Annotated in this window: 26 protein-coding genes; 10 read left to right on the top strand and 16 right to left on the bottom strand. The window is 62.0% G+C overall.

Annotation, left to right across the window (positions count from 1 at the left end):
* Positions 1–25 precede the first annotated feature (25 nt).
* Together GLL_RS14535 and GLL_RS14530 are read left to right on the top strand one after the other, a co-directional pair.
* Complete coding sequence (locus GLL_RS14535) at positions 26–571, top strand: Dps family protein (RefSeq protein WP_011142813.1); 546 nt, start codon at positions 26–28, stop codon at positions 569–571.
* Positions 572–624: 53 nt separating this feature from the next.
* Positions 625–1,125 (top strand): gluconokinase, encoded by a 501-nt coding sequence (locus GLL_RS14530; protein WP_011142812.1) that lies wholly within the window; start codon positions 625–627, stop codon positions 1,123–1,125.
* 33 nt (positions 1,126–1,158) lie between these two features.
* On the opposite strand, the gene GLL_RS14525 is transcribed toward GLL_RS14530, so the two are convergent.
* From GLL_RS14525 to GLL_RS14490, 8 genes are all read right to left on the bottom strand, one after another.
* The gene (locus GLL_RS14525) at positions 1,159–1,716 is read right to left on the bottom strand and encodes an aspartyl/asparaginyl beta-hydroxylase domain-containing protein (protein ID WP_011142811.1); all 558 of its coding nucleotides are present in this window, start codon (positions 1,714–1,716) and stop codon (positions 1,159–1,161) included.
* Positions 1,717–1,791: 75 nt separating this feature from the next.
* The gene (locus GLL_RS14520; RefSeq protein ID WP_164929112.1) at positions 1,792–2,013 is read right to left on the bottom strand and encodes a hypothetical protein; all 222 of its coding nucleotides are present in this window, start codon (positions 2,011–2,013) and stop codon (positions 1,792–1,794) included.
* Positions 2,014–2,075: 62 nt separating this feature from the next.
* Positions 2,076–2,756, bottom strand: a complete 681-nt coding sequence (locus tag GLL_RS14515) for an O-methyltransferase (protein ID WP_011142810.1) — start codon at positions 2,754–2,756, stop codon at positions 2,076–2,078.
* Positions 2,757–2,857: 101 nt separating this feature from the next.
* The gene (locus GLL_RS14510; RefSeq protein WP_164929111.1) at positions 2,858–3,046 is read right to left on the bottom strand and encodes a hypothetical protein; all 189 of its coding nucleotides are present in this window, start codon (positions 3,044–3,046) and stop codon (positions 2,858–2,860) included.
* 346 nt (positions 3,047–3,392) lie between these two features.
* Complete coding sequence (locus GLL_RS14505) at positions 3,393–3,812, bottom strand: AbrB family transcriptional regulator (RefSeq protein ID WP_011142808.1); 420 nt, start codon at positions 3,810–3,812, stop codon at positions 3,393–3,395.
* Between the two features lie 486 nt (positions 3,813–4,298).
* On the bottom strand, positions 4,299–4,850 hold the full coding sequence (locus GLL_RS14500) for a type 1 glutamine amidotransferase domain-containing protein (RefSeq protein WP_011142807.1): 552 nt from the start codon (positions 4,848–4,850) through the stop codon (positions 4,299–4,301).
* Between the two features lie 165 nt (positions 4,851–5,015).
* The gene (locus GLL_RS14495) at positions 5,016–7,028 is read right to left on the bottom strand and encodes an elongation factor G (protein ID WP_011142806.1); all 2,013 of its coding nucleotides are present in this window, start codon (positions 7,026–7,028) and stop codon (positions 5,016–5,018) included.
* Between the two features lie 168 nt (positions 7,029–7,196).
* Positions 7,197–8,285, bottom strand: coding sequence for an SMP-30/gluconolactonase/LRE family protein (locus tag GLL_RS14490; RefSeq protein WP_164929110.1), 1,089 nt, complete (start codon positions 8,283–8,285; stop codon positions 7,197–7,199).
* 176 nt (positions 8,286–8,461) lie between these two features.
* Here GLL_RS14490 and GLL_RS14485 point away from each other — a divergent pair, with 176 nt between their 5' ends.
* Entirely contained in the window at positions 8,462–8,704 is a 243-nt protein-coding gene (locus tag GLL_RS14485) for a hypothetical protein (RefSeq protein ID WP_193345470.1), read from the top strand.
* Here GLL_RS14485 and GLL_RS14480 read toward each other — a convergent pair.
* Positions 8,692–9,552, bottom strand: coding sequence for an alpha/beta fold hydrolase (locus GLL_RS14480; RefSeq protein ID WP_011142803.1), 861 nt, complete (start codon positions 9,550–9,552; stop codon positions 8,692–8,694). The genes GLL_RS14485 and GLL_RS14480 overlap by 13 nt on opposite strands.
* Positions 9,553–9,795: 243 nt before the next feature.
* On the opposite strand from GLL_RS14480, the gene GLL_RS14475 reads away from it, so the two are divergent.
* Positions 9,796–10,464: a Mo-dependent nitrogenase C-terminal domain-containing protein gene (locus tag GLL_RS14475; protein WP_011142802.1), complete on the top strand. Its 669-nt coding sequence runs from the start codon at positions 9,796–9,798 to the stop codon at positions 10,462–10,464.
* A gap of 62 nt (positions 10,465–10,526) precedes the next feature.
* Here GLL_RS14475 and GLL_RS14470 read toward each other — a convergent pair whose 3' ends face one another.
* Positions 10,527–10,670: a photosystem II reaction center protein K gene (locus GLL_RS14470; protein ID WP_011142801.1), complete on the bottom strand. Its 144-nt coding sequence runs from the start codon at positions 10,668–10,670 to the stop codon at positions 10,527–10,529.
* Positions 10,671–10,772: 102 nt separating this feature from the next.
* On the bottom strand, positions 10,773–12,962 hold the full coding sequence (locus tag GLL_RS23300) for a phycobilisome rod-core linker polypeptide (RefSeq protein ID WP_011142800.1): 2,190 nt from the start codon (positions 12,960–12,962) through the stop codon (positions 10,773–10,775).
* Positions 12,963–13,167: 205 nt separating this feature from the next.
* On the opposite strand from GLL_RS23300, the gene GLL_RS14460 reads away from it, so the two are divergent.
* From GLL_RS14460 to GLL_RS14450, 3 genes are all read left to right on the top strand, one after another.
* Positions 13,168–14,556, top strand: coding sequence for an NAD-dependent succinate-semialdehyde dehydrogenase (locus GLL_RS14460; protein ID WP_011142799.1), 1,389 nt, complete (start codon positions 13,168–13,170; stop codon positions 14,554–14,556).
* Positions 14,553–16,190 carry an acetolactate synthase large subunit gene (locus tag GLL_RS14455; protein WP_011142798.1) on the top strand — a complete coding sequence of 546 codons (1,638 nt, stop codon included), beginning with the start codon at positions 14,553–14,555 and terminating at the stop codon, positions 16,188–16,190. The genes GLL_RS14460 and GLL_RS14455 overlap by 4 nt, the downstream gene beginning before the upstream one ends.
* 249 nt (positions 16,191–16,439) lie before the next feature.
* Entirely contained in the window at positions 16,440–16,850 is a 411-nt protein-coding gene (locus GLL_RS14450; RefSeq protein WP_011142797.1) for a hypothetical protein, read from the top strand.
* A 224-nt stretch (positions 16,851–17,074) separates the two neighbouring features.
* Here the strand turns inward: GLL_RS14450 and GLL_RS14445 are convergent, their stop codons facing one another.
* The 5 genes from GLL_RS14445 to GLL_RS14425 all read right to left on the bottom strand — a co-directional run bounded on the left by GLL_RS14445 (position 17,075) and on the right by GLL_RS14425 (position 21,236).
* Complete coding sequence (locus tag GLL_RS14445) at positions 17,075–17,521, bottom strand: hypothetical protein (protein WP_011142796.1); 447 nt, start codon at positions 17,519–17,521, stop codon at positions 17,075–17,077.
* A gap of 58 nt (positions 17,522–17,579) precedes the next feature.
* Entirely contained in the window at positions 17,580–18,941 is a 1,362-nt protein-coding gene (locus tag GLL_RS14440) for a hypothetical protein (protein WP_011142795.1), read from the bottom strand.
* Positions 18,942–19,313: 372 nt separating this feature from the next.
* Positions 19,314–19,625: a hypothetical protein gene (locus GLL_RS14435; protein ID WP_164929109.1), complete on the bottom strand. Its 312-nt coding sequence runs from the start codon at positions 19,623–19,625 to the stop codon at positions 19,314–19,316.
* Between the two features lie 169 nt (positions 19,626–19,794).
* Complete coding sequence (locus tag GLL_RS14430; protein ID WP_011142793.1) at positions 19,795–20,430, bottom strand: Crp/Fnr family transcriptional regulator; 636 nt, start codon at positions 20,428–20,430, stop codon at positions 19,795–19,797.
* Positions 20,431–20,531: 101 nt separating this feature from the next.
* Entirely contained in the window at positions 20,532–21,236 is a 705-nt protein-coding gene (locus tag GLL_RS14425) for a response regulator transcription factor (protein ID WP_011142792.1), read from the bottom strand.
* A 117-nt stretch (positions 21,237–21,353) separates the two neighbouring features.
* Between GLL_RS14425 and GLL_RS14420 the strand changes: the two genes are divergently transcribed.
* From GLL_RS14420 to trpD, 3 genes are read left to right on the top strand one after another with little or no spacing between them, the layout of a single operon-like run.
* The gene (locus GLL_RS14420) at positions 21,354–22,262 is read left to right on the top strand and encodes a glycosyltransferase family 2 protein (RefSeq protein ID WP_011142791.1); all 909 of its coding nucleotides are present in this window, start codon (positions 21,354–21,356) and stop codon (positions 22,260–22,262) included.
* Positions 22,259–23,284, top strand: a complete 1,026-nt coding sequence (lptC, locus tag GLL_RS14415; protein ID WP_011142790.1) for an LPS export ABC transporter periplasmic protein LptC — start codon at positions 22,259–22,261, stop codon at positions 23,282–23,284. The genes GLL_RS14420 and lptC overlap by 4 nt, the downstream gene beginning before the upstream one ends.
* Positions 23,281–24,309 (top strand): anthranilate phosphoribosyltransferase, encoded by a 1,029-nt coding sequence (trpD, locus tag GLL_RS14410; RefSeq protein ID WP_011142789.1) that lies wholly within the window; start codon positions 23,281–23,283, stop codon positions 24,307–24,309. The genes lptC and trpD overlap by 4 nt, the downstream gene beginning before the upstream one ends.

The following is a 24,309-nucleotide window of genomic DNA, read 5'->3' as shown; positions in this document are numbered from 1 at the left end:
AATAGAAATTGGAGAGCGTAGAGCCATGCCTAAATTGAACATTGGCCTGAGCACCGAACAGCGCGAGGGGGTCATCGACCTGCTCAATCGGGATCTTTCCGATGCCTACCTGGTGCTCATCAAGACCAAGAAGTACCACTGGGACGTGGTGGGTCCCCAGTTTCGTTCGCTCCATACCCTCTGGGAAGAGCAGTACGAAGCGTTGACCACCAATATCGATGCGCTCGCAGAACGCGTACGGGCCCTGGGCGGCTATCCGGTCGGTACCGCCAAGGGCTTTCTTGAGTATGCCTCGGTCAACGAGCACGCCGGCGATATCCCGAACGCCCAGGGTATGGTATCCAACCTGCTTGCCGACCACGAGCTGATCATCCGCAACCTGCGCGAGCACGTCGATGCCTGTTCTGAGAAGTTCGGCGACGAAGGGACGGCGGACTTTTTGACCGGCCTGATGGAACAGCACGAGGAGATGGCCTGGATGTTGCGCTCGTTTATCGAGGGCGAATCGATCGAGCCTACTCCCAGCCGCACCCCTGGGTCGGATGTGCGCGCCCATGCCGAGCTGAAGTAAGATTGCGGGCGCTTGGTGCCGATGGGAGGCGCCCGGCGCCTCCTATTTAATCTATGGTGATTATCGTGCTGGGTGTCTCCGGTGCGGGCAAGAGCCGGTTTGGTAGCGCCCTCGCGGCCGCCTTGGCCTGGCGCTTTGCCGACGGAGACGATTTTCACACTCCCGAAGCCGTCGCCAAGATGCGCCGTGCTCAGCCCCTCGACGACGCAGACCGCGCTCCCTGGCTTGTGCAGATGAGGCTGGGGATTGAGGGCTGGCTGGCGCGGGGCGAGAATGTCGTGCTGGCGTGCTCGGCTCTCAAAGAAAATTACCGTCGCCTGTTGCGGGGTGGTGATAAGCCGATTGAGTTTGTTTACCTCAAGATCACCCCAAGGCTTGCCGCTGAGCGGGTAAACAGGCGGGCGGCAAGTACCGGGCACTTCATGCCGCCAGAACTGCTCAAAAGCCAGTTCGAGGACCTCGAAGAACCTGAGCAGGCAGTGGTAATCGACATGGATAAGTTGGAGACGACGTCGCAACAGATAGACCAGGTGCAGTGTGCACTCAACATCTGATTGCGGCTTTGCCGGAGGCGTTCTTGTCGGCACCTATTTTTTTTTCAGCAACCCGAACAACGAAGCTAGACCCTTGCTTTCGGGTTTTACCGGCGCAAAGAGCAAACCTGCCGGAGCCTTGAAATCCAGCAGCAGCACAATACGGGTAAAGCTTCCCCGATTCCAGGCTTCGTGCTCGGTGGTGTCGTCAAAAACCAGACAGCGGCCTTCCTGCCAGCTTCGCACCGCCTCCCCCACCCGCAGCGCGCTCTCGTCCGGGACGATCAGTCCCAGATGACACCGCAACAGACCGTCCGGATAACCGGTGTGCGGGGCGATATGGGTGCCCGGCTTGAGCGAAGAAAAACCGGCGCTCATCAGACCGGGGATCTGATTGACCAGCCGGGTCGTCTCGGGACAAAGTTTGCAGTTGGCGCCGACTTTGATCCCGAAGGCATAGAGGCCAAAAATGTCCCAGCCCTGACCATACAAATATTTTTCGGGCCAGGCGATAAAGTCGCCGTCACCTAAATGTTCAAGTTCCTGGCGGATAGCCTGCCAGTGGGTCTCCAGTTGCGCAACGAATCCGAATTGTCCCGCGTCGTAGTACAACTTTGTGGTTCCAGCCGAACTATGTCAGGCACGCTAACTCAGACAACACAGCCTTGCAAGTGCTTCAGATCAGAGCTACCTGTTGGCGATCCATCCCCAGGTGACCAGGGTGCGCTTGATCAGTAAGGTCACCAGAAACACCAGGCTGCGGATCGTGGCGTGCAGCCCACCCAGACGGGTCAGCATGTGCCAGACAAAGATCACCCAGGCCCAGCCCCGGCCGATCTCGCGCCGGAGGCTGTAGGGCTCGTCGTTCACCTGACCGCAAGTCCGCTTGGGGACTGCTTGGTTATTCACAGGTTCCATCGCAGCCACTGTTGAAGGCAGATCGACAGAACCAATTTTATCATCGGCACTGCTCAGTAAGGTTTCATGCCGACGGTGAGGCCGTCGGGGGTGGGTAGACTGACGGCGGTGCAGTGGGAAGCGACAAAGGCATGAAAGTCGCGCATCGTCTCGATGGCCTGCGCATTCCACTGATTGTCGGGTTCGCGCCCGGCCAGATAGCCAAACAGATAGGTGTTGTCGCCGATAATCAGGCCTCCCGGCCTGAGGTGCTCGAAGGCCCAGCGGGCGTAGCGGGCATAGCCGGATTTGTCGGCATCCAGGAAGACCGCGTCAAAGGGAGCGAAGTGGGCAAGCTTGTCGAGGCTTGCCAGGCCCGGTCCCTCGAAAATGCTCACCTGCGGGCCGTAGCCCGCCCGCTCGAAGACTCCCCGCGCCACCCGGGCGTGCTCGGGGTTGTACTCGCAGGTCCACAGATGGCCGTCCCGGCCCATGGCCTTGAGTATCCACAGACCCGAGTAGCCGGAGAGGGTACCGAATTCAACCACCCTGCGCGCCCGGATCATCTGCACAAGCAGGTAGAGAATCTTGCCCTCGGTGGCGGAGACCTGGATGCGCGGCATCCCTACGCGGTCAAGTTCAGCCACCGCGTGGGCCAAATCCGGATCCGGGGGAAGGTAAAGCCCGTCGAGGTAAGCCCGGATGGCTGGGCTTGCGTAGTGGGCTCTACCGGTGCGCGAGTCGTCGTCGGCCATTGTGTAACTGCAGTCAGACTATCCCGGCAGGCTAACCCAGAGATGCAAAGCTGCGCAAGTAATCGAAGCTCGTGGTTGGCAAAGAGAACCGGCGGTCCGCATCACCAGGTCGCCAGACTCGCGAGCAGTTGGCTGCGAGCGCGCTCAATGCGCCGGCGCTCCCGGTGCACAAGCCACCGCCTAACACCCTTAGAGGCCATAAACAGACCAAACAAGGCCATCAAAAATGGCATCAGCAACAGCATCGGCACCGCAGTCAGTACCAGAAACAGCGCCAGCGGCAGAGCCATCAACAAAACGCTCAGACGCCTATTGTGGAAAACAGCTTGCCCAGATGCCCGCATTACATTCGCCAGAACCCTGAGCCTATTTTGAGCATCGACCAGGAAGAGGGCTGGATATCGTAATCAAAATTCAACGGAAGGTAGAAAGAAATTCTGCCTTCAAACTAGGAAGATCTTGCGGAGCCAAGGGTTTGCGACGCCGAGACAGTTAAAAACTGTAGCACGGGAGCGGATCAGTTTGTTGCAAATCGCAGGTTGAAAGAGCGGGGGCGCTGCGGTCGCGACCGCAGCGCCCCACTGGCAAGTCCGTCCCGAGCGATGTGCCGCGCAGGACGCTCCGACGAACCGTTGCTCAAACCGCCATAAGTTCCTTCGATTCGGCGGCTTCGCCAGAATCTTCGCCACTTCCGGCCATACCTACCTGGACGAGCTTGATGTGCTTGCGGCCGACCTGAATCTCGAATTCGGTGCCGGGGATCAAACCCATCTGGCGAGTGTACGCCGAGCCAATGAGCAGATTGCCATTTTGCTGAACCTGGATGCGGTAACTTGCCTTGCGACCACCGCGGACGGTTTCTACTTCTTCTTGCTCGGGCTTGATGGCAATGTTGTTGGCCTCGAGCACTGCACTCTGAAAGGCGAGCATCTTGACGCGTTTTTGACCGGTCTTAGTCACGGTCGTGTAGCCGGCCATCTCAGCAAGCTGTTTGGCGGATTTGCCGGGGTTCTGTTTGATAAGCTTCAGTAACTCTTTGCCGCTGACAGGCGTCATCGATTCGCTCCATGGGGTTCACTTCACCAATTTAAGGATACCTTAATTCGCAATCGCAATACACAAGCCCCCCCTATCCGGTAGGCCGGAGCGATCGAAATGGAGCCGATCCCCTCGTTCTATGGCCCTGCTTACACTGCAACCGACCCAGAGGGCTGCAAATACTATCGGCCTGCCAACATTCAAAGCCAGCCCGATTCACAACGCCCGGCGATTCGATCCTCCACCGTGGCCGGTGCGATCCCTTGATGGGGGCAGCAAATATGCCTGCGGCCCAATATAGATCTATGCCGGAGTGCAGTGCAGCGCTCTCAAGCAGTGAAGGCGCCGACGTCGGACCTGAGGGAGTCTGTCCGCCGCCGCCCGCCACAAACGGGAGGGCCATCACTCGATAGTAACCCTCCCGCAGGGTGGACACTCAACAATCCGACGATACCGGCTCGTCTTCGGTCGTTCGATTGTGGTTGCCCGGAGGTGCATTTTCTGTCAGACCCGACCGGGCAGCGCACTCAGTTGGTTGAGTAGTTCCCGGTTGAATGCTGGTAGATCGTCCGGTTTGCGGCTGGTCACCCAGTTGCCCTCGACGATCACCTCGCGATCTTGCCATCGCCCCCCAGCATTGCGGACATCATCTTGGAGTGTGTGATAGCTGGTGAGCGTCCGCCCTTTCACCAGCCCCGTCGAGATCAAGATCCACGGGGCATGGCAAATGGCGGCGATGGGTTTGCCGGACTGGTGCATATTGCGCACAAAAGCCTGCACCTTGGGATCGACACGCAGTGCATCGGCGTTGAATGTTCCTCCAGGCAGCACCAGAGCGTCGTATTGGTTCGGTTGCGCTTCGTTGAGCGTCCGGTCGACAGCAACACGCACGCTCTTGTCGTGGTGGCGAAACGCCTGGATCTCTCCCGCTGCGGGCGCAATAATTTCGACATGGGCACCCGCTTGTTGGAGGGCACGCATCGGCTCGGTCAGTTCCGTTTCTTCAAAGCCGTCGGTAGCGAGTACCGCCACCCGCAGGCGCGACAGATCGGCCATGATCTTTCTCCTTGTCGGGGTTTTAGTAGCAATGCAGCGCCGGTGCCATGCTCTCGGAACGACTGCAAACTTGCCATTGAACTGCCCAATTGTCATCGTCGGGGGCAGGAGGCACCCTCTGCCTGCAGTAAGAAGTGCCCGGGCTCCCGGTTCCATCGGTGCCGATCAAGTGCGTGCCAGAAGACGCTCGGCGAGTTTTTCCGGCACCTCCTGCAGGTGGGCGGGCCGCCAGGCGAAACAGCCGACACCAAGACTCAGCGAGCGCAACTCGATAGCAAATTCGTTCATCTGAGCGAGGGGCAAAAAGGCGTTGACGCAGTCCCATTCGCGGCGCTCTCCATCGCCCTGGTAGTGGAGGATCTGACCGCGTTTGCCGCTGAGCAGGCGCAGGGCGCGGGCGGTAAACTCCACCGGCACCGAGACGTCAAGTTCGACAATCGGTTCGAGCAGCACCGGCTCGCAGCGGGCGAGGCCCTCGTGCATCGCGATGCGGGCCGCCTGCTTGAACGCCTGCTCGGAACTATCGACGGTGTGGTAGGAGCCGTTGGTGAGGGTGACCGCCACGTCCACCACCGGGTAGCCCAAAGGTCCGCGCTCCAGCGCTTCGCGCACGCCCGTCTCCACGCCGGGAACGTACTGCCGGGGCACCACACCGCCCACAATCGTCTCGGCAAATTGAAACCCTTCACCGCGCGCCAGAGGCCGAATGTCGAGGTAGACATCGCCAAACTGGCCGTGGCCGCCGGTCTGATGCTTGTAGCGTCCGTGGCTTGACCAGGCGCGGCGGATGGTCTCGCGGTAGGGCACCTGCGGCGGGTGCGACTGCATCGGCAGGTTGTACTTGCGCCGCAACCGGCCGAGGGCCACCTGCAGGTGAATTTCGCCCTGGCCCCAGAGAACCACCTCGCGCGTGCCGCTGTTTTGTTGCCAACTGAGCGATGGATCTTCTTCGAGCAATTTGGCGACGGCGGCGCTGAATTTGACCTCGTCGGCGCGCTTTTCGGGGGCGATGGCGAGGGCAAAAACCGGGGTGAGCGGCGCGCAGCTCGCCAGGGGAGTTTCCTGTGATCCGAGTGCCAGGGTGTCGCCGGTTTTGATCCCTTCGAGGCGACCCAGGGCGACAATCTCGCCGGGTCCAGCCGCCGCGAGGGCCGTCTGCTGCTGGCCGCACAGCCGATACAACCCGGCGAGGCGCGCACCGTTTATCTGGGCACCGTCGGCCAACACCCCGCGCCAGATGCGCACCAGCGAAAGTTTGCCGCTCTGGGGCGAATAAAAAGTCTTGAGCACCTGGGCCACAGGCGGGCCTTCGGCGGCGATACCCCGGTGACGAGCAGAACAGGCCGCCTCCGGCACCTCCGAAAGCAGCGCGGCCAGAAGCGGCCTGACTCCAAAATCGCGCAGCGCCACCCCGCAGAACACCGGCACGATCAGATCGTCTTCGAGGTCGCGCTTGAGGTCGGTGCGAATTTCCGCCTCGGGCGGCTCGATTTCTTCGACCAGTTCTTCGAGCAGGTGATCGTCGAACTCGGCGAGCACTTCGAGCAGTTCGGCCCGGGCCGCCAACTCGTCGCTGCGATAAATCTCCGGTAGCGCAATCGGGTCGGGCGGGCCGCCGGGGTGGTACTGCCAGGCCTGCTCGCTCACCAAATCGATAAACCCGCTTAAACGATCGCCCTGGCCAATCGGGAACTGGCGCAGGGCGAGGGGACGGCTTGAGATCGACTGCAGTGCAGCCAGGACCTCTTTTAGGGGAGTACTGGCCCGGTCCATCTTGTTGATAAAGAGCACATGGGGAATTTGCCAGTCATCAAGAAACTTGAGCAGCGGCGCCACAATCAAGGCCCGGGTCGCCTCCGGTTCGCAGACGACGAGCGCCGCGTCCACACCGATCAGCGCATTCCAGGTCTCCTGGGCAAACTCGATCGACCCCGGGCAATCCAAAAAGCTCAACTGCACCCCCTGGTATTCGGCAAAGGCAGCGTTGACCTCAACGCCCATCTGGCGGGCGCGCGCCTCGGCGGTACCGTCGGCGACGCTGTTGCCGTCCTCAACGGTCCCCTTGCGGGAGATGGCTCCCGTCACGAACAGCAGGCTTTCTAACAGCGTCGATTTGCCGCTCTGGTAGGGGCCTACAATCGCAATACTGCGCCAATGCGCGCTCGTGCTGGTATTCATGGCGTCACGCAAATTTATAGGCAAACTCAAACGGAATCCGGCTCAGCAATGCGGATTTGGCGTCTGAAAACTATTCTCGACATCGTATACGGAGTTCGCAGCGCTATTGCCGAAATGGATCAAAAACGTTACGAAGGACGTACCGAATTACCATGGGCGGGGATCACCTCAGCGAGAGCGATCGAGGCCGTTGCCGCTCTGGGCGCGGCCGGCGGCGAGGCGCACCCGGGCGATACCGTTTTCGATGCTCGTTGCCAGATAAAGATCCGCACCGAAGTGTTCGACGTTGCTGAGACGATTGACCCGTCCAGTCGGATCTTGTAAGCTTTCCAGAATGCGGCCGTTTTTATCGAGCAACAGGACCAATCCATAGCCTTTTTCGTTGCCGCGCACCCAACTGGCGGGCAGTTTGGCAAGCCAATTTTTTAGTTCGGCATTGGGATGCACGCGATCGATGTTGTCGATGCGCGGTTCGCCGATGGTCAGCCAGAAACGCTCGCCGTCGCGGGCCATTCCCCCTGGGTACCCTGGCAAATTCTCAATCCAGGGCTCGCCGGTTCCGGTCCCGGGGCCATCCAACCGGTAGCGCATCACCCGGTAACGCGCCGCCTCGCTCACCAGTACGGCGGTGCTGCCGCTTGCCAGGGCGAGGCCGCCGGGTAGGGCCAACCGGGTGGCCAGCACCTGCACCCGGTTAGTGGCCGGATCGTAGACCAGCAGGCGCCCGGTGGGTCTTGCCTCCAGTACCTCCAGGTAGAGGTCGCGGCCGTAGGGTTGCTCGCTCGCTTCGCTAAAGTAGACGCGGCCGTCGGCGGCCACGGCCACGGCCGTGAGCCACCCCAGAGCCCGCGTTCCATCCCGTTTGGCAAGTACTCGCACCTTCCCGCCCGCATCGATGGCCAGCAGCCCCTGGCGGGCATCCGCCACCACCAGATTGCCCGCTCCATCAAAAGCGAGCCCCCAGGGCCGCCCGCCGGTATCGGCGAACACTTCGACCGTTCTGCCGCCCGCCGCCGCGAGGGCAATCCGGTAGATTTTGCCGTCTTCGGTGCCGGTGTAGAGCCGCCCTGCGCGGTCAAAAGCGACCGCCGCCGGGCCAGCGAAGCGACCAATCAAATCCGCCCCCATCAGCCGGCCGTTCTGGGCGAGGGGGCCGACCACCGGCGGCCGCGGCGGCGGATTCCAGGCCACCGCCCGAATCGGCGAAGGCACAAGCCACAGGTACACCCCACCCCCGATGAGCGCTACAACCAGCACTGCCAGGATCCACAGGGCGTTTCCCCGTCGCCGCCTGGGCTTTTTTGGTGGCTCCAATCGCACTATTCCAAGTGTTTCTAGTTGCACGGTACCGCACAATGGCCGGGCGCAGCGGCAACGGCCCACCGCTGGGCAATACTGGGAAAGTTCTTTCCTCGGCACACCCAACCCAACCCATGCGCTTTGCAATCACGAGCAATGCCGGCCAGGTGCTGGCAACCGGCAGTTTGTTTATCGAGCCCGACCCTGGCGGCCAGTGGCGATTGTGTTTTCGCACCGACCTCGGCAACATCATCGAAGGGGGAATGGTGGGTGAGGACGGCGATCTGGCCGCCCCGGGCCGCCTTCTGCTCGAAAAGCTGGTGTCCCGCTGGGGGGTAGGCAGCGTCACCCTCAACTCCGGTACCTACCGCGGCTGAGCGACAAAGCGCACCAGGGCCTGGTTGACCGCCGCGGGGTCTTGCTCCAGCGGGTAGTGACCGGCCTGGGCGACCGGAAAAAATTCGACCTGCGGGTGGGCCGCCACAAAGCTTTTGGCCATCGCCTCACCCAGGTAGCGGTCGCGCAGACCCCAGATGAGGGCGAGCGCAAAGGGGGTGGGCACCGGACCGTTCTGACGCCAGGGAGTCAGGCCCGCTTCGATCTCCGCCATCGCCCGGGGCAGATCCAGATTGCGCACGGTGAGCATCAATGCCCGTCCGGCGTCGCCGCTCTCGCTGTAGGGGCGGCGAAAGGCGCCTAGATCGCCGTTGGAAATGACCGTATAACCTCCCCCTTCGAGGGTCTGATCCACCGAGAGCGGATTTTGGGTGAGCATCTCACCCACTAGGGGCAACCCCAGCTGCCGGAGGTTCCAGGGCAATTTGGCACTCGTGGCGATGGGGGCGTTGATGACGGCCAGCCGGGCGATGCGCCGCGGCTCGCGCAGGGCGTACTGGATGCCTGCTGAGCCCAGAAATCCCTGCACCACCAGCGAGAAGCGCTCCAGGGCGAGGGCGTCTACAAAGGCTGCCAGCGCCGCAATAAAAGCGTCCGGTGTGTAGTTGAAGGCGGATTTGTCCGGTTTGTCGCTACCGCCAAAACCCACCCAGTCGGCGGCGATCACCCACAGACCCCGCTCGGCCAGCACCGGGACCGCCTCCCGCCAACCGTGGCTGTGGGAAGGCAGACCGTGCAGGAGCAGCACGGGCGGCCCAGACTCGCTGCCCGCCGAGCGGTAAAACCATTGCCGGCCTCCGGCGCGGACCGTACTTTCGCGGATGAGCACGGGCTAGCTCTCGTTCCTGGACGGTGCGGCGACCGTTGCTGATAAATGCTTACCCATAGCTTGTCACGGCGGTTGGTAGGTCAACTTTAGGGCGTTTGTGGACCGCTGCCAATCTACTGCCCGTCACACCCCACCACCGCAGCCCGGCCACCCCTGTTTTGTCGATAATGAGACTATGGAGACCGTTCGGCCAGTACCCCGAAGGGGCTCCACCGGACCGATGTCGATGGGGAGCAAGTCGAAATGGTGGGTGCAGTTTCTTCTATCCGCGGCGAAGAGCAGATGATTGCCTGGCTGCGCGGCCTGCTGACGGTGGCCTGGGCGGACGGCGATTACGACGAAACCGAGCGCGCCTGTGTACAGGCCGTCATCGCCCAGGAAGGACTCGGCGGTCGATCGGCGCAAGTGCTTGTGCCGATCGAGCCGGAGGAGTTGTCGGCTACCCTGGCCGCCGACCCGGTCCTTTCTGAACATTTTTTGCGCACAGCATTAATGGTAGCTCTGGCCGACGGTGAGTACTCGCAGGCGGAGGAGCAACTGATTGGGCGCTTTTGCGACGCTCTGGGCCATCGGTGCGAAGTATTGAGCGGCCTGCGCACCAATCTCACCGGCGCGGCCCAGGCACCGGTTGCCCCGGAGCACAGACCACCCCACCTCGACTTGCTGCAGCCGGTCAAGCACTGGCTCGACGGCGTCGAAGTGCGCGATCCGGCCATTGCCCGCTTTCTGTGCCGGATGATTCCGTCCCAGTGCCCCTTTGAGCGCGATGTGCCCCTGCCGGGCGGCAAAGTTGTGCACATCCCGCCCATGTGCAAGATCAATCCGCTGTACGAACAGCTGGTGGGGCTGCGCTTTCGGGCGCTTTCGTACCTGGCGGACGATTGCCAAGAAGACGTCTCGCCTTACGTCTAAATGCGCAGGAAGGCAGGCTCTGGGGCCTGCCTTCCTGCAGCGATTGTCGAGAAAATCGTCCGTTACTTGAAGCCGATCGCGGCCTGCCAGACGAAAGCCAGGGCGAAAAACAGAAGCGGGATGATGGGAAGCAGGTCTATCAACGGATTTGCCCACTCCCAACCGGCGGGGATTCCCGGCGCCGCCAAAAGCGTCAATGCTGTCATCTGTGAAGCCTCACTACAAAAATATGCGATGCAGTTTAACAATCGTAACATGGGTTGCACAAACGGGTCGGCAAAATCGCGACCCGTTTGTGCCGGCAGGACTTAGACAGGCTTACTGAACTGGCCGGAGACCACCAGATCTTTGGTGGTGACGAGGGTACGCTGGCCATTCTTGCCGCGGTCGGTGTCGGAACCCGCGTCGCCACCGTAGAGTTTGGTGAAGCGCGGGAAGCCGCCCGCGGACTGGTTGGTCTGGTACTTGAAGCCCCGGAAGTAGGGCACCACATCCTCACCGAAGGTCAGCAAGTACTCATCAGAATCGATGTAGGAGTCGATCTCCGCGTCGTAGCCGGCCTTGTGGTAGAGCCCGAAGTGCTCCTGAATCTCACCGTGGTTGTAGGGGGCGCGGCCCAGCAGATGCTTGAAATTGAGCTCGATGAAGCGGTTGTTGGAGGCTTTGTTGAAAAAGCGCTCTTTGTAAAGGTCCGACTTGGCGATGCGGCGGACGAATTCACGCACGCTGATCGAGCCGTTGCGCAGCAGCGACTCGGCCTGGGTGGGTCTTTCGCTTTCCATGACGTAGGTGTTGCCGAGCACCTGGCGGTAGACGGCCCGCAGCACGCCCTGCAAGTCTTCTTCACTGGCGTTGGGGCGCAGCTGGCAGATCGGCGCGGGAGCCACGGCGGTGATACCCAGTTGCTTTTGTCCCTGCGCCTCACCCGTGCCGCCGGGGGCGGGACGCTTCAGCTGGTTGAGCACTTGCTCGAACCCACGGGTAGCCGGTACAGCCGGGATCTCCGTCAACAGAGGAAGCGTTTTCACCAACTCGCGGGTGGTGACGAGGGTGCGCTGTCCACCCGTCGCGCGGTCGGTATCGGAACCCGCGTCGCCGCCCCAGAGTTTGACCATGCGCGGGAAGCCGCCCGCGGACTGGTTGGTCTGGTACTTGAAGCCCCGGAAATAAGGAACGATATTCTCGCCGAAAGTTTCGATGTACTCATCAGAATCGATGTAGGAGTCGATTTCCACGTCGTAGCCGGCCTTGTGGTAGAGCCCGAAGTGCTCCTGAATCTCACCGTGGTTGTAGGGGGCGCGGCCCAGCAGATGCTTGAAATTGAGCTCGATGAAGCGGTTGTTGGAGGCTTTGTTGAAAAAGCGCTCTTTGTAAAGGTCCGACTTGGCGATGCGGCGGACGAATTCACGCACGCTGATCGAGCCGTTGCGCAGCAGCGACTCGGCCTGGGTGGGTCTTTCGCTTTCCATGACGTAGGTGTTGCCGAGCACCTGGCGGTAGACGGCCCGCAGCACGCCCTGCAAGTCTTCTTCACTGGCGTTGGGGCGCAGCTGGCAGATCGGCGCGGGGGCCACCGAGGCGATGCCCAACTGCCGCTGGGCCGCCGCTTCACCGCTGAGGCCGAAAGCAAGGCGCGTGTAGTCCCCGGACACCATGTCCGCGTCGCGACCGGGTGCCACGAAGGGCACGAATATCTTGGTAGGGCCAATCAGATCTTTGGTGGTGACGAGGGTGCGCTGGCCATTCTTGCCGCGGTCGGTGTCGGAACCCGCGTCGCCGCCCCAGAGTTTGACCATGCGCGGGAAGCCGCCCGCGGACTGGTTGGTCTGGTACTTGAAGCCCCGGAAATAAGGAACGATATTCTCGCCGAAAGTTTCGATGTACTCATCAGAATCGATGTAGGAGTCGATTTCCACGTCGTAGCCGGCCTTGTGGTAGAGCCCGAAGTGCTCCTGAATCTCACCGTGGTTGTAGGGGGCGCGGCCCAGCAGATGCTTGAAATTGAGCTCGATGAAGCGGTTGTTGGAGGCTTTGTTGAAAAAGCGCTCTTTGTAAAGGTCCGACTTGGCGATGCGGCGGACGAATTCGCGCACGCTGATCGAGCCGTTGCGCAGCAGCGACTCGGCCTGGGTGGGTCTTTCGCTTTCCATGACGTAGGTGTTGCCGAGCACCTGGCGGTAGACGGCCCGCAGCACGCCCTGCAAGTCTTCTTCACTGGCGTTGGGGCGCAATTCGACCACGGAGGCGGGGGCCACGGCGGTGATACCCAGTTGCTTTTGAGCCGCCGCCTCGGCGGTACCGCCCACGGCAGGCCGCAGCATACCGCCCTCGGGTGGACCCAGGGTGCGCAGGCTCTCATAGGAAATGCTCCAGACGCCGGTGCGCGACTCGATACCCCGGGCCATGTCGAGAAAATTCGCAAAATCGCCCGGCTTGACCGGGTCTTCAATCTTGATAGAATCGATCACCTTGCGCCAGTCGTACGTGGTCGCGCTCATGCGGTTCTCCTGCTAGACACGCTGATCTGTTTGCATTATCGTCAATTCCCCGAACGGCGCAAGCGCACCACCCGCGCGGATCCCGCCGCCGGGGAACTACAGGAAGCACAACCAGATGTTACAAAACACTTACAAAGCGGGCGAGCGGCGATCCCCGCCGGATACAGTGATCGATTGGAGACCGCCGATACCGGAAGGGTAAGCGATGGCACAGACCCAAAGCCCCTCGCGACCGATCGCCAGCGTCAACCCAGCGACCGGACAGACACTCAAGACATTTGCACCCCTGGACGACGCCGAAATCGAGCAGAAGCTTGCCCTGGCAAGTCGCGCTTTTGCTTGCCACCGCCACACACCCCTCGCCGAGCGCGCCCGCCGTCTGCAAGCCGCCGCCGATGTGCTCACAACCGGTCGTGAACGCTACGCCCGGCTGATGAGTGCCGAGATGGGCAAGACCCTCGCCTCTGCCTTGGCCGAAGTCGACAAGTGCGCCCTGGTCTGCCGGTTCTATGCCGAGCACGGTGCGGGTTTTCTGGCCGACGTGCCGGTAGTTACCGACGCGACGCGTTCCTTCGTGCGCTACCAGCCGCTTGGACCCGTCCTCGCGGTGATGCCCTGGAACTTTCCTTTCTGGCAGGTGTTCCGCTTCGCAGCCCCGGCTTTGATGGCGGGCAACGTCGGCCTGCTTAAGCACGCCTCCAACGTGCCCCAGTGCGCCCTCGCCATCGAAGCGATTTTTTTAGAGGCGGGCTTTGCACCCGGGTGCTTCCAGACGTTGCTCGTGGGAGCCGAGCGCACCGCGGATCTGATCGCCGATGTGCGGGTGGTGGCGGTCACCCTCACCGGCAGTGAACCGGCGGGCCGCAGCGTTGCTTCTCAGGCCGGCAACCACCTCAAAAAGTGCGTCCTCGAACTGGGGGGCAGCGACCCATTTGTCGTACTGGAGTCCGCCGATATCCAAAAAGCCGCCCAGACTGCGGTGACGGCCCGCCTCATCAACAACGGCCAGTCCTGCATCGCCGCCAAGCGGTTCATCGTCGCCGAGGCGGTGGCGGATACTTTTGAGAAACTCCTGGTTGAACGTTTTGCCGCCCTCAAAGTCGGCGATCCGCTCGATCCGGCTACCGACGTCGGGCCGCTCGCCACCCCCACCATCCTCAAAACGCTCGATACCCAGGTGCACGATTCGGTGTCGCGGGGGGCACGGGTGCTCATCGGCGGCAAAGCGCTCCCCGGCCCTGGCAACTTCTACGCGCCGACCATCCTCGCGGATATCCCGCCCGACAGCCCCGCCTACGGTGAGGAATTATTCGGACCGGTGGCGGCGCTGTTTCGCGTCCCCGGCCTGGATGCGGCCATTCGCCTGGCCAACGACACCGCCTTTGGTCTCGGGGCAAGCGCCTGGAGCACCGACCCGGCCGAAATCGACCGGCTTGCCGAGGAGATCGAAGCCGGTTCGGTCTTCATCAACGGCATGGTCAAATCCGACCCCCGTCTACCCTTCGGCGGCACCAAGCTCTCCGGCTACGGCCGCGAACTCAGCCGCGAAGGCATGCTCGAATTTGTCAATATCAAAACGGTGTGGGAGTTATGAACACAGCCGAATTGTTGGTGCAGTGCCTGGAGAACGAAGGTGTCCGCTACATCTTCGGCTTGCCCGGCGAGGAGAACATGCAGTTTCTGGAGGCGCTGCAAAGCTCATCTATTCAGTTTGTCACCACCCGCCACGAACAGGGCGCCGCCTTCATGGCCGATGTCTACGGGCGGCTGACCGGCCGGGCGGGGGTGTGCCTTTCGACCCTGGGTCCCGGTGCGACCAATTTGATGACCGGCGTGGCCGACGCCAACCTCGATCGCGCCCCACTGGTGGCGATCACCGGTCAGGTGGGTACCGATCGCATGCACGTCGACGCCCACCAGTACCTCGACTTGGTGGCGATGTTCGCTCCGGTGACCAAGTGGAGCACCCATATCGTCCGCCCGAGCAACACCCCCGAAATCGTCCGCAAGGCGTTCAAGATCGCCCAGGCCGAAAAACCGGGGGCAGTGCACATCGAACTACCGGAAAACATCGCTTCGATGGCGGCGATCGGCGAGCCGCTGCGCATCAGCGACAATCACGACATATTCGCTTCATTCAGCAGCATCACCCGGGCGGCCGAGCTGATTTCCCAGGCCGACAACCCGCTTATCCTGGTGGGCAACGGCGCCATCCGCTGCAATGCGAGTGCCGCGCTCACCGAGTTCGCCGCCCGCCTGAATATCCCGGTGGCCAATACCTTCATGGGCAAGGGGGTTATTCCTTATACCCATCCGCTGGCGCTGTGGGCGGTGGGCCTGCAGCAGCGCGACTACATCAGCTGCGGCTTCGACCGCGCCGACCTGGTGATCGCCATCGGCTACGACCACATCGAGTACTCGCCCAAAAAGTGGAACCCCATGGGCGACATCCCGATCGTCCATGTCGGCCGCACCGCCGCGGAAGTCGACAGCAGCTATATCCCGCAAGTCGAAGTGGTGGGCGACATCTCCGACAGCCTGCAGGAGATCCTGTCGCGCGCCGACCGCCAGGGCAAACCCGACCCCTACGCCATCCAACTGCGCGACGACATCCGCGCCGAGTACACCGAGTACGCCCACGACACCGGCTATCCCGTCAAACCCCAAAAAATAATCTACGACCTGCGCCAGGTGCTGGGCTCGGAGGATATCTTGATCTCCGACGTCGGCGCCCACAAGATGTGGGTGGCCCGCCACTACCACTGCGACCGCCCCAACACCTGCATCATCTCCAACGGCTTCGCCGCTATGGGCATCGCCATCCCGGGCGCTGTCGCCGCCAAACTCGTCCACCCCCACCGCAAAGTGGTGGCCGTCACCGGTGACGGCGGCTTCATGATGAACATGCAGGAACTGGAGACGGCCCTGCGCATCGGTACGCCCTTTGTGACGCTTATCTTCAACGACGGCGGCTACGGCCTCATCGAATGGAAGCAACAGACCCACTTCAACCGCTCCGCCTTCGTGCGCTTCGGCAACCCCGACTTTGTGCGCCTTGCCGAGAGTATGGGTCTTAAGGGCTACCGCGTCGAGGCGGGCGACGAGTTGTTGCCCATCCTCAAAACTGCCCTCGAACAGGAGGTTCCGGCCATCATCGACTGTCCGGTGGACTACCGGGAGAACATGGAACTCTCGCAGCGGGTCATGCAACTCAGTTGCGCCGTTTAACCTGCTGCTTCTCCCAATGGCCGGGTTGACTTTAAGTCATTACGGTTTCATCCGTTCGGGGGGAATTAGGCAGTCCAAGAATTATCTGGCGCCCTTGGCAAATAAGCGCGGCAAATTGCACAACCTGGGATCGGCGAAAAAGGTGCCAGGGTTCTTGCATATCTCTATCCAGAGAGAGATAGCATACACCGCCTCAGACTTGTATACTAAATTAACCAAGTTGCTATTGGTCAAAGGTATGGCACAGGGATGACAGAGAGTACCCAAGACCGGATCATGAGTGCCCTGCGCTCGATGGAAAAAGAGGGTCGCCTGCCGATGAACGCCGGCCTGCTGGTCGACGAATTGATGCAGGTGACCAACCTCGCCCGCAGCACCGTCTACCGCTACCAGCGTCAGTGGCGTAAATATGCCCGGGCGCCGCGTACGACCCTCGACGACGAACTGACGACGGCGAGTGCTCAGCAGCGCTTTTTGATCAGCATTCGCATGCCTGCGGATCTGTTGCGCTGGCTCAAAGCGATGGGTGAAGCACAAAACATCGGCTATCAGTCGCTGATTGTCGCCTTGCTCTACTGGACCAAGGACAATCCGTTGCTCAGCCAATCGGGCATCGATTTCGACAGCCAGGACGAAGACTTCGAAGAGGAAGTCTCCTAGCGTCTTCCGTCCGGCGCCGCGCAGTACGAGCGAATATCCGTTTTTCTGGTCTGCGACCCGCAGCGCCTTTTGTGCGAGCGCTCCGGCGCGGATGAAGCTGCTTGGTGTTGAGTGGTCACTTTCGATCGTGCCCGAACGCCTCTGCTGTTGCCGGACGTTGGGGGAGCGTTTGGGTGGGCGAAGTCAGTCGATCTTGGCTGTCACGACCGCAGCATGCCGCTCGATCAATAAAACGGCACATTGTACTCACAGGCGGCGGCCGGATCGCCGTCGTAGCGGTCGCAGTGGGAGCCGGTGATGCGGATCTGGCCCACGAACGCCTCGGTGGTCACCCCGGAGGCCCGGTAGGGCCGCACCACCGCGTAGGCAAGGCCGTCTGGCAACAGTTGCTCCCCTGAGCGCCTCAGATTGGCAGGTGGTTGGTAGTACTGCCGCCACAACTCGGCATCGAGAGTAGCCGGAGCCGTGGCCAGATCCGGTAGGCGCAGATGATCCTTCAAAAAGGCGCGCGAAGCGGCCAAGATCCGGCCCATCTCTACAGGATACTGAGCCGCTATCTGGCTCTGCCGGTAGCTGGAGACAGCGATCAGGGCCGTCGGAGCGAGTATCGCCGCGATAGCCACTGCCGCCAACGCTTCGGTGAATGTGGATCCGTGGCAGTCGCGCCGCATCGGCCTACCGAAGGTACTAGCCGTATTTTTTCACACACATGGGAAGTCGGCAAGCAGTTTACAGGACTTGGGCGCGGACGGGTTGCACTTCATCGAGCCAGGAAACATCCCCGGCGCTTGGGCGAGCGCCCGCCTCCGGCACGGATACCACCGAGGCACCATGGGGCGGCAGCACCAGCACCGCGTCCTGGGAACTCAAATGGACACCTTGATCGCCCAGGTTTAAAAAGAAGTCGTACTGGCCGCGCCGGTAAGCCACCACTTGAGGATGGGGAACGTCGTAGACGAAAAACTGCTCGCCCAGCGTCCGGCGAAAAGCCGCAAGGCGCTCCAGAAAACGCCGGGCCGGGGGATGACTGGCTATTTTTGTCTCACGCCCGAGTTGGACCGGCAGACGCACCGTGCGCTCGCCCTGACCCAGGTATTCAAGGAAAGCCCCCGGCACGGTTGCGCACAACAACGTGGCATTCCACCAGCCCTGGCCAAAGACCTGGCGGGCGGGCGGCTCGTCATGGTTTTCAGCGAAGCGCACCACCCGCTCAGAAAAACGCGGCTCCGCGCGCAGGTGGGCGGCAATGCCGTGGGCATCGCGCCGGCAGAGGCGATCGTAGAGGGTCTTGTCGTAGCAATAGTCAAAGCCCAATTGCATCAAATTCCATTCCAGTCCCCAGTACGCTTCGGCAATAAACAAAAAGCCCGGATGGCGCGCTTTGACGGTGGCGATCGCCTCGGCCCAAAATTCGACTCCCGGATCTTGGCACCAGGTGCGCGCAAACACCTCGCGCAGCATCAACATGGCCATGTCGCAGCGCACGCCGTCGGCGCGCTCGGCGATCGAAAGCAACTGCCCGAGCAACACCCGGCGCGCTTCCGGATAGGCGTAGTTGAACTGGGCCGTGTCGGTCCAGGCTGGAAAGTAAGGGTCGCGGCCGTGGGAGAGGTGGGCGTCCCCGGTGCGAAAACAGCCGTTGCCCGACGCATCGAGGCAAGGCACGAACCACTCCGGATGTTCACTCGGCCAACGCGCATCGACAGCACAGTGGTTGGGAATAAAATCGACGATCACTCCGATGCCCAGCCGGTCGTTGAGCAGCCGCCGCAACCGTGCGAGTCCCGCCTCGCTTCCCAGGCGTTCATCGACCGTATAGCGGCGGATGGCATAGGCTGAACCGACCACATCTTCGGGGTGCAAATCGGGCAGAGCGCGGCGAAATTCGTACTGCAGACCCGGATGGCTCAGGGCGATAGTTCGCCCCGCCTCCGAGCGCTCCCACAGACCCATCAACCATACGTAGTCGCGGTGACGAACAATAGGTTCGATATCGCCTAGATTCAGCGTGTCGAGACGGTGCTGCTGCTCGCGCAGCCAAACCCAGCTGTTCAGTTCAAGAATCGACGGAGAGGTGGGTGGAAAGTTCACAATCGGCCTGGCTTTCGGTTAACATATCTTACAATACCTGGGCAAAAATGTGTTGACCGTCCAAGTGAATCAAATGGTTAAATACCCTTTGAATAGTTGCTCGCAAACCCGCGAATGAAAACCACAGAATTCGTTTGTACTTTGAGAGCGGCCGCGGAACACAACTTGTGACTCTTCCCCTGTGCGGCCAACGCAGCGCTTGTTAGAGGAACGGCAGAGCCGCCGCTCCCTTGGGTAAGAGTTGAGCAGGTGGTGCGCGCTTGCCCTTCCGAGCGCTCTGAGTGCGCACGGGGAAAAAATCGCCGCAGACAAGAGAAACATCGAGCATCCGGCGGCATCGGTTCACCGCGCCATTGCGAAGCGCATTTCGGGCTACGAAGAGGCGATCGAAGCTTCTTGACCTTCAGCAGTCAGCCATAGCACAAATTCGTCGCGGCGATAAACACTCGGACGGTCGCGGCGACCGAAGCGCACCAAACTCGGTAGACCATGTTCAGAAATTTGAGCCTGGATCCAGGTGCGCACGCCCTGGCGGGAATTGGGCGGCAGCTCGCACTGGTGGGGTCCGAACATCATCACCAGGGTATTGCCCGATTGCAAAGGCGCATCCTCGCGCATCAGCCGCGGCAGCAGACTCTTGGGGTTGAGGGTGGGCTCAAGACGGATACTTCTTCTATGCTCCATAAGACCTTCCATGAAGTCCATTCCTGCAAGGAGCAGAGCGCGCCATCCCAGTTCGAGCCGTTCTTGCTTGCAAATCCCGGCGAGGCCGATCTCGCGACGCCAAACCTTACAGAAAGTTACTGTTCTGCCGCCAGTCTACCAGTTCGATCGGCTCGTGGCCACGCAAAACTTAAAAACAACTGGCCGCCGCCAGCCGCTGGGGTTCCTTGAGATAGATGCGGCGGTCGGCGCCTATTTCGATGAGACCGCGGTATTTGAGTTCGCCCAAAAAGCGGGTCACCGTCACCCGTGTAGTCCCCAGGGCGTTGGCAAATTGCTGGTGGGTGAGGCGCACATCGATGCGGATACCTTCGCCGGTGGGATGACCGAATTCGTGGGCAAGCAGGTACAAAAAGCCCTGGAGCCGATCGATCACCAGGCGCTTGCCCGCCAGCGCCAGCAGGGCTTCCGCCTGGCGCAGGCGGCGGGCCATCTGTTCGGTCAATTCGCGCGCCAGCCGTGGGCTGGAGTGGATCTCCTCGGTGGTCAGCCTGAGCAAATCGACGTTGGTGAGCGCCACGGCATGATAAGGCTCCAGCAGCGTCAGCGAACGGCCCAACGGCATCAGCGAACCCGCCAGTCCCAACAGCGCCTCGTCGCCGCTCGGTTGCAGCGTCGCCAGTTGTACCAATCCCCGGTAGACAATCCAGATTTCCTGGTTGCGCAAGGGGATGCTCTGTCCGGCCTTAAAAAAGCGCAGGGTTCTCTCCCGGTACAGTTCCTCGAGCAGCAGGCGGAAATCCTGTTGTGCGTCCCGGTTCGACATAAAAAAGTAGTCCAGATAACGAGTGACCTTACCCTAAACCGCCCAGGTAAAGGTCAGGTAATGAAGAACACCGGATTTCGGTGCGCAAGATCCGCTTTGCGCTAGTCGCGCAGGCTGTAGCCGACGCTGCGCACGGTGTGGATGAGTTTTTTCTCGCCTTCGCGCTCGATTTTGAGGCGCAAGTAGCGTATGTAGACTTCGACGATGTTCGATTCACCGTCAAAACTTTCGCCCCAGACGTTGAGGAGGATCCGCTCGCGCGACAGCACCTCGCGGGCGTGTTCGATCAGGTAGTGGAGCAAATCGTACTCGCGGGCGGTCAGTTCGATAAGCTGCCCGCCGCGGCGCACCTCCCGGGTGCGGGTGTTGACAATGAGATCGGCTAGGCGCAGCACCCCGCTCTCTCGGCCCTGGACGCGCTTGAGCTGGCATTGGATGCGGTCGACCAGGGCGGCGATGTCAAAAGGCGAAACGATGTAGTCGTCGGCACCCACATCGAGACCCGCCACCCGTTCGGAGATCGTCTCGCCGTCGCTGAGGAGCAAGACCGGCAGACTGTAGGTGGCTTGGCGCAGAGCGCGACACAGGCGCAAGCCGCCGGGACCGGCCGCCAGAATGATCAAGTCGGGATTTTCGAGCTGCACCAGGGCCAAAGCGCTTTCGCTTTTTTGCGTCCCGGGGCTGAGGCTCACCCGAAAGCCGACCTGGCGCAACCGTTCGCCAAGTTGCTCGGCGAGAACCTGGTCCATTTCAAGCAGCAGCAGCGAAGCGCGGCGAGTCGAGCGGACGACGGGCGGAGCGAGCATAGGAGCGGGCGGACAACGGATGACACTGTCTCAGATTAGCTCACCCGGGGGCCGGGCGGCGGGCTTTGGCATCGCCGGACGTTGATGTCAGAATAAGCACAGTGCCCGGGCTCCCTCGTGTTTTTTAGCGTCGTTATTCCCACCTACAATCGGCTTGCCATCCTCACCAAGTGCCTCGAGGCCATGGAGGCGCAGCGCTGGGAGGGCCGCTACGAGATAGTCGTCGTCGACGACGGTTCGACCGACGGCACGGTGGCATTTTTGCAAGATCACCCCGAGCGCTTCAGCCATGTGCGCCTGCTGGTGCAAGATCATCGCGGCCCGGCGGCGGCGCGCAATCTGGGAGTTGCCGGCGCCCGGGGAGACACCGTTATCTTTATCGACTCGGATCTGGTGGTTACACCCGTGTTTCTCGAATTCCACGCCCGCGCCCTCGAAGAGCACGCGGGCGACGCAGTCTTCACCTACGGCCGGGTGGTCAACACGTGCAACTTCGAGCACCCCGAGTCGGAGCCCTACAAAATCACCGATTTTTCGGCCGCGTATTTTGCCACCGGCAACGTCGCCATTGCCCGCCGCTGGCTCGAAAAAGCCGGCCCCTTCGACGAAGCCTTCAGCCTCTACGGGTGGGAAGACCTCGAACTGGGGGTGCGACTCAAAAAACTCGGACTCAAGCTCGTCAAATGCCCGGAGGCCGTGGGCTATCACTGGCATCCACCCTTCACCCTCAAGCAATTGCCTTCCCTCATCCAAAAAGAGTACGAGCGCGGCCGGATGGGGGTGGTCTTTTACCGCAAGCACCCGAGTTGGGATGTGCGCATGATGATCCAGATGACGCCGCTGCACCAGGCGCTGTGGGGGCTGCTTTCGTTGGGCGGCCGGCTCAACGAAAAAACGATGGCGCCGCTGTTGCAGTATCTCATCGACCGCGGCAAACCGCAGCTGGCGCTGGAATTGGCGCGGGTGTTTCTCAACTGGTACAACGTGCGGGGGGTCTACGCCGCCTATCGCGAAGCGGGTTCGTGAGCCGACGCCATCGGGTGCCGGCCGCTCTTGCCTGTCTGCTGCTTGCCGCCTGCTCAGGTCCGCCTGAACCGATTCCTTCCCAGGCCAACGAAAGCCCCCTGGTGCTGCAAAACATCGTCCTCAGTGAAACCACCAGCCGGGGCGGCGCCCTGGTGTGGGAACTCAAAGCTCAGCGCGCCGAATATAGCCGCGACCGCAGCAGCGCTTCCATTCAGCAGATTCGCGGAGTGTTCTACGAGCAGGGGCGCAAAGTGCTCACCGTCGAAGCGCCCAGAGGCGAGGTGCGCATCGCGGCGCGCGAAATCTTGCTCACCGGTGGCGTCAAGGCCCTTGCGCCCGTGCGCGAGACCGCCTTCGATGCCGAGCGGGTGCAGTGGTTTGCGGATCGCAACCGGCTGGAGGCCACCGGCCCGGTCGAACTGCGCCAGCCCAAAGACCGGGTGCGCGTGCGCGGAAAACGGCTCGTAGGCGACCTTGCCGCCCAAATTTATACCCTCGACGGCGGGGTCGAGGGCGATTCGGCCGTCCAAAAGATCGCGCTGAGCGCTCCAAGTCTCACCTGGAGCCTGCAGCCCAACCACGTTACGGCGGCAGGCGGCGTCATCGCTCGCGATCTGGCTCGGCAAATCCGGCTGGTGGCACCGCGGGCGGTCTGGCAAGTCGATCAAAACCGCGTCGTCGCCACGGCTGAGGGCAACCGGCCGGTCACCGCCGAGCAACCGGCCAACGCCGCCCGCCTCCAGGCGCGCCAGATTATCTGGGATGTGCCCGGGCGCACCCTCACCGGCAATGGCCAGGTGCAAGCCGAAATAGGCAGGCCCGTCCAGCTGTTCGACGCCGCCCGGGCCACCTACCGCATTGCCGACAACGTGTTGGTGGCGAACGACGGGCGCTACCGCAAGCCGGGCGAGAATACCAGTGTCGAAGGCCCCGTGCTCGAGGCCGACTTTGGACGCAACACCGTGCGCGCCAGCGGCGGCCGGGTGGTGACACGCGTCCTGCCCGAAGTGATTCAAAAGTGATGAACGAAAAACATTTGCAGTCGTTGCTAATTTGTCGCCTGGGCGGCGCGGCGCTCTCGGAGGAAGCGGCCCGGGAACTGATGGAAGCGTGGCTGGCAGGGGAGGTGCCTGCCGCTCTCTCCGGTGCTCTGCTGGTGGCGATTGCGCCTTTGGCGATCACTGCAGGCGAACTGGCGGCGATGGCCAAGACGCTGCAAGAAGCTGCGGGCGCCGCCCCCACCGGGCTGCCGGTGCTGCTCGACACCTGCGGCACCGGCGGGGACGGGCTGGGAACATTTAATATCTCGACGGCAGTCGCCTTTGTGGCGGCGGCCTGCGGGGTACCCGTGGCCAAGCACGGTGCTCGCTCCGCCTCCAGCCGGGTCGGTTCGGCCGATGTGCTGGAGCACCTGGGAGTGCACCTCAGCCAGGAGCGCGCGCGCGTGCGCGCCGCCCTCGACGCGGTGGGGATCACCTTTTTGTTCGCCCCGGGCTGGCACCCGGCCTTAAAAGCCGTGGCACCCGTGCGCCGCGAACTGGGCATTCGTACAGTCTTCAATTTGCTCGGTCCCCTGGTCAATCCACTGGTGCCCACCGCCCAGGTGCTCGGGGTTTACCATCCGAGTCTGGTTGCGCCGATGGCCGAAGCGCTGGAACGGTTGGGCCGCGAGCGCTTCCTGGTTGTCCACGGCGGCGGGGGGCTCGACGAGTGCTCGCTCACGGGACCAACCGCCCTGGCGGGGAATCTGAGCGGTCCCATCTGCGGATCGCGCCTGCATCCCGAAGAACTGGGCCTGGCTGCCGCCCCGTTGGAAGCACTCGCCGGGGGGGATGTGGCAGAAAACGCCGACATCCTGCGCCGGGTGCTCCAGGGCAAAGGCAGCCGCGCCCAGAGCGAAGTGGTTATCCTCAACACCGCCGCCGCCCTGGTGGCCGCCGGTGCGGCGGCAGGCTGGATGGCCGGGGTAACCCTGGCCCGCGACTGTCTGGCGGACGGCGCTCCCTGGGCCAAGTGCGAGGCGCTTATCCGCTTCGGCAATACCTGA

The sequence above is a fragment of the Gloeobacter violaceus PCC 7421 genome (assembly GCF_000011385.1).
Taxonomy (GTDB): domain Bacteria; phylum Cyanobacteriota; class Cyanobacteriia; order Gloeobacterales; family Gloeobacteraceae; genus Gloeobacter; species Gloeobacter violaceus.
This window is presented reverse-complemented; position numbering and strand designations above follow the sequence as displayed.

Excerpts from the sequence above, each read along its gene's own strand:
- GLL_RS14455 (WP_011142798.1), top strand. The coding sequence starts at position 14,553 with ATGAACACAGCCGAATTGTTGGTGCAGTGCCTGGAGAACGAAGGTGTC.
- GLL_RS14425 (WP_011142792.1), bottom strand. The coding sequence starts at position 21,236 with ATGCTCGCTCCGCCCGTCGTCCGCTCGACTCGCCGCGCTTCGCTGCTG.
- GLL_RS14535 (WP_011142813.1), top strand. The coding sequence starts at position 26 with ATGCCTAAATTGAACATTGGCCTGAGCACCGAACAGCGCGAGGGGGTC.
- GLL_RS14510 (WP_164929111.1), bottom strand. The coding sequence starts at position 3,046 with ATGGCTCTGCCGCTGGCGCTGTTTCTGGTACTGACTGCGGTGCCGATG.
- GLL_RS14460 (WP_011142799.1), top strand. The coding sequence starts at position 13,168 with ATGGCACAGACCCAAAGCCCCTCGCGACCGATCGCCAGCGTCAACCCA.
- GLL_RS14430 (WP_011142793.1), bottom strand. The coding sequence starts at position 20,430 with ATGTCGAACCGGGACGCACAACAGGATTTCCGCCTGCTGCTCGAGGAA.
- GLL_RS14530 (WP_011142812.1), top strand. The coding sequence starts at position 625 with ATGGTGATTATCGTGCTGGGTGTCTCCGGTGCGGGCAAGAGCCGGTTT.
- GLL_RS14485 (WP_193345470.1), top strand. The coding sequence starts at position 8,462 with ATGCGCTTTGCAATCACGAGCAATGCCGGCCAGGTGCTGGCAACCGGC.
- GLL_RS14450 (WP_011142797.1), top strand. The coding sequence starts at position 16,440 with ATGACAGAGAGTACCCAAGACCGGATCATGAGTGCCCTGCGCTCGATG.
- GLL_RS14505 (WP_011142808.1), bottom strand. The coding sequence starts at position 3,812 with ATGACGCCTGTCAGCGGCAAAGAGTTACTGAAGCTTATCAAACAGAAC.
- GLL_RS14435 (WP_164929109.1), bottom strand. The coding sequence starts at position 19,625 with ATGGAGCATAGAAGAAGTATCCGTCTTGAGCCCACCCTCAACCCCAAG.
- GLL_RS14495 (WP_011142806.1), bottom strand. The coding sequence starts at position 7,028 with ATGAATACCAGCACGAGCGCGCATTGGCGCAGTATTGCGATTGTAGGC.
- GLL_RS14515 (WP_011142810.1), bottom strand. The coding sequence starts at position 2,756 with ATGGCCGACGACGACTCGCGCACCGGTAGAGCCCACTACGCAAGCCCA.
- GLL_RS14475 (WP_011142802.1), top strand. The coding sequence starts at position 9,796 with ATGGTGGGTGCAGTTTCTTCTATCCGCGGCGAAGAGCAGATGATTGCC.
- GLL_RS14500 (WP_011142807.1), bottom strand. The coding sequence starts at position 4,850 with ATGGCCGATCTGTCGCGCCTGCGGGTGGCGGTACTCGCTACCGACGGC.
- GLL_RS23300 (WP_011142800.1), bottom strand. The coding sequence starts at position 12,962 with ATGAGCGCGACCACGTACGACTGGCGCAAGGTGATCGATTCTATCAAG.
- GLL_RS14445 (WP_011142796.1), bottom strand. The coding sequence starts at position 17,521 with ATGCGGCGCGACTGCCACGGATCCACATTCACCGAAGCGTTGGCGGCA.
- GLL_RS14470 (WP_011142801.1), bottom strand. The coding sequence starts at position 10,670 with ATGACAGCATTGACGCTTTTGGCGGCGCCGGGAATCCCCGCCGGTTGG.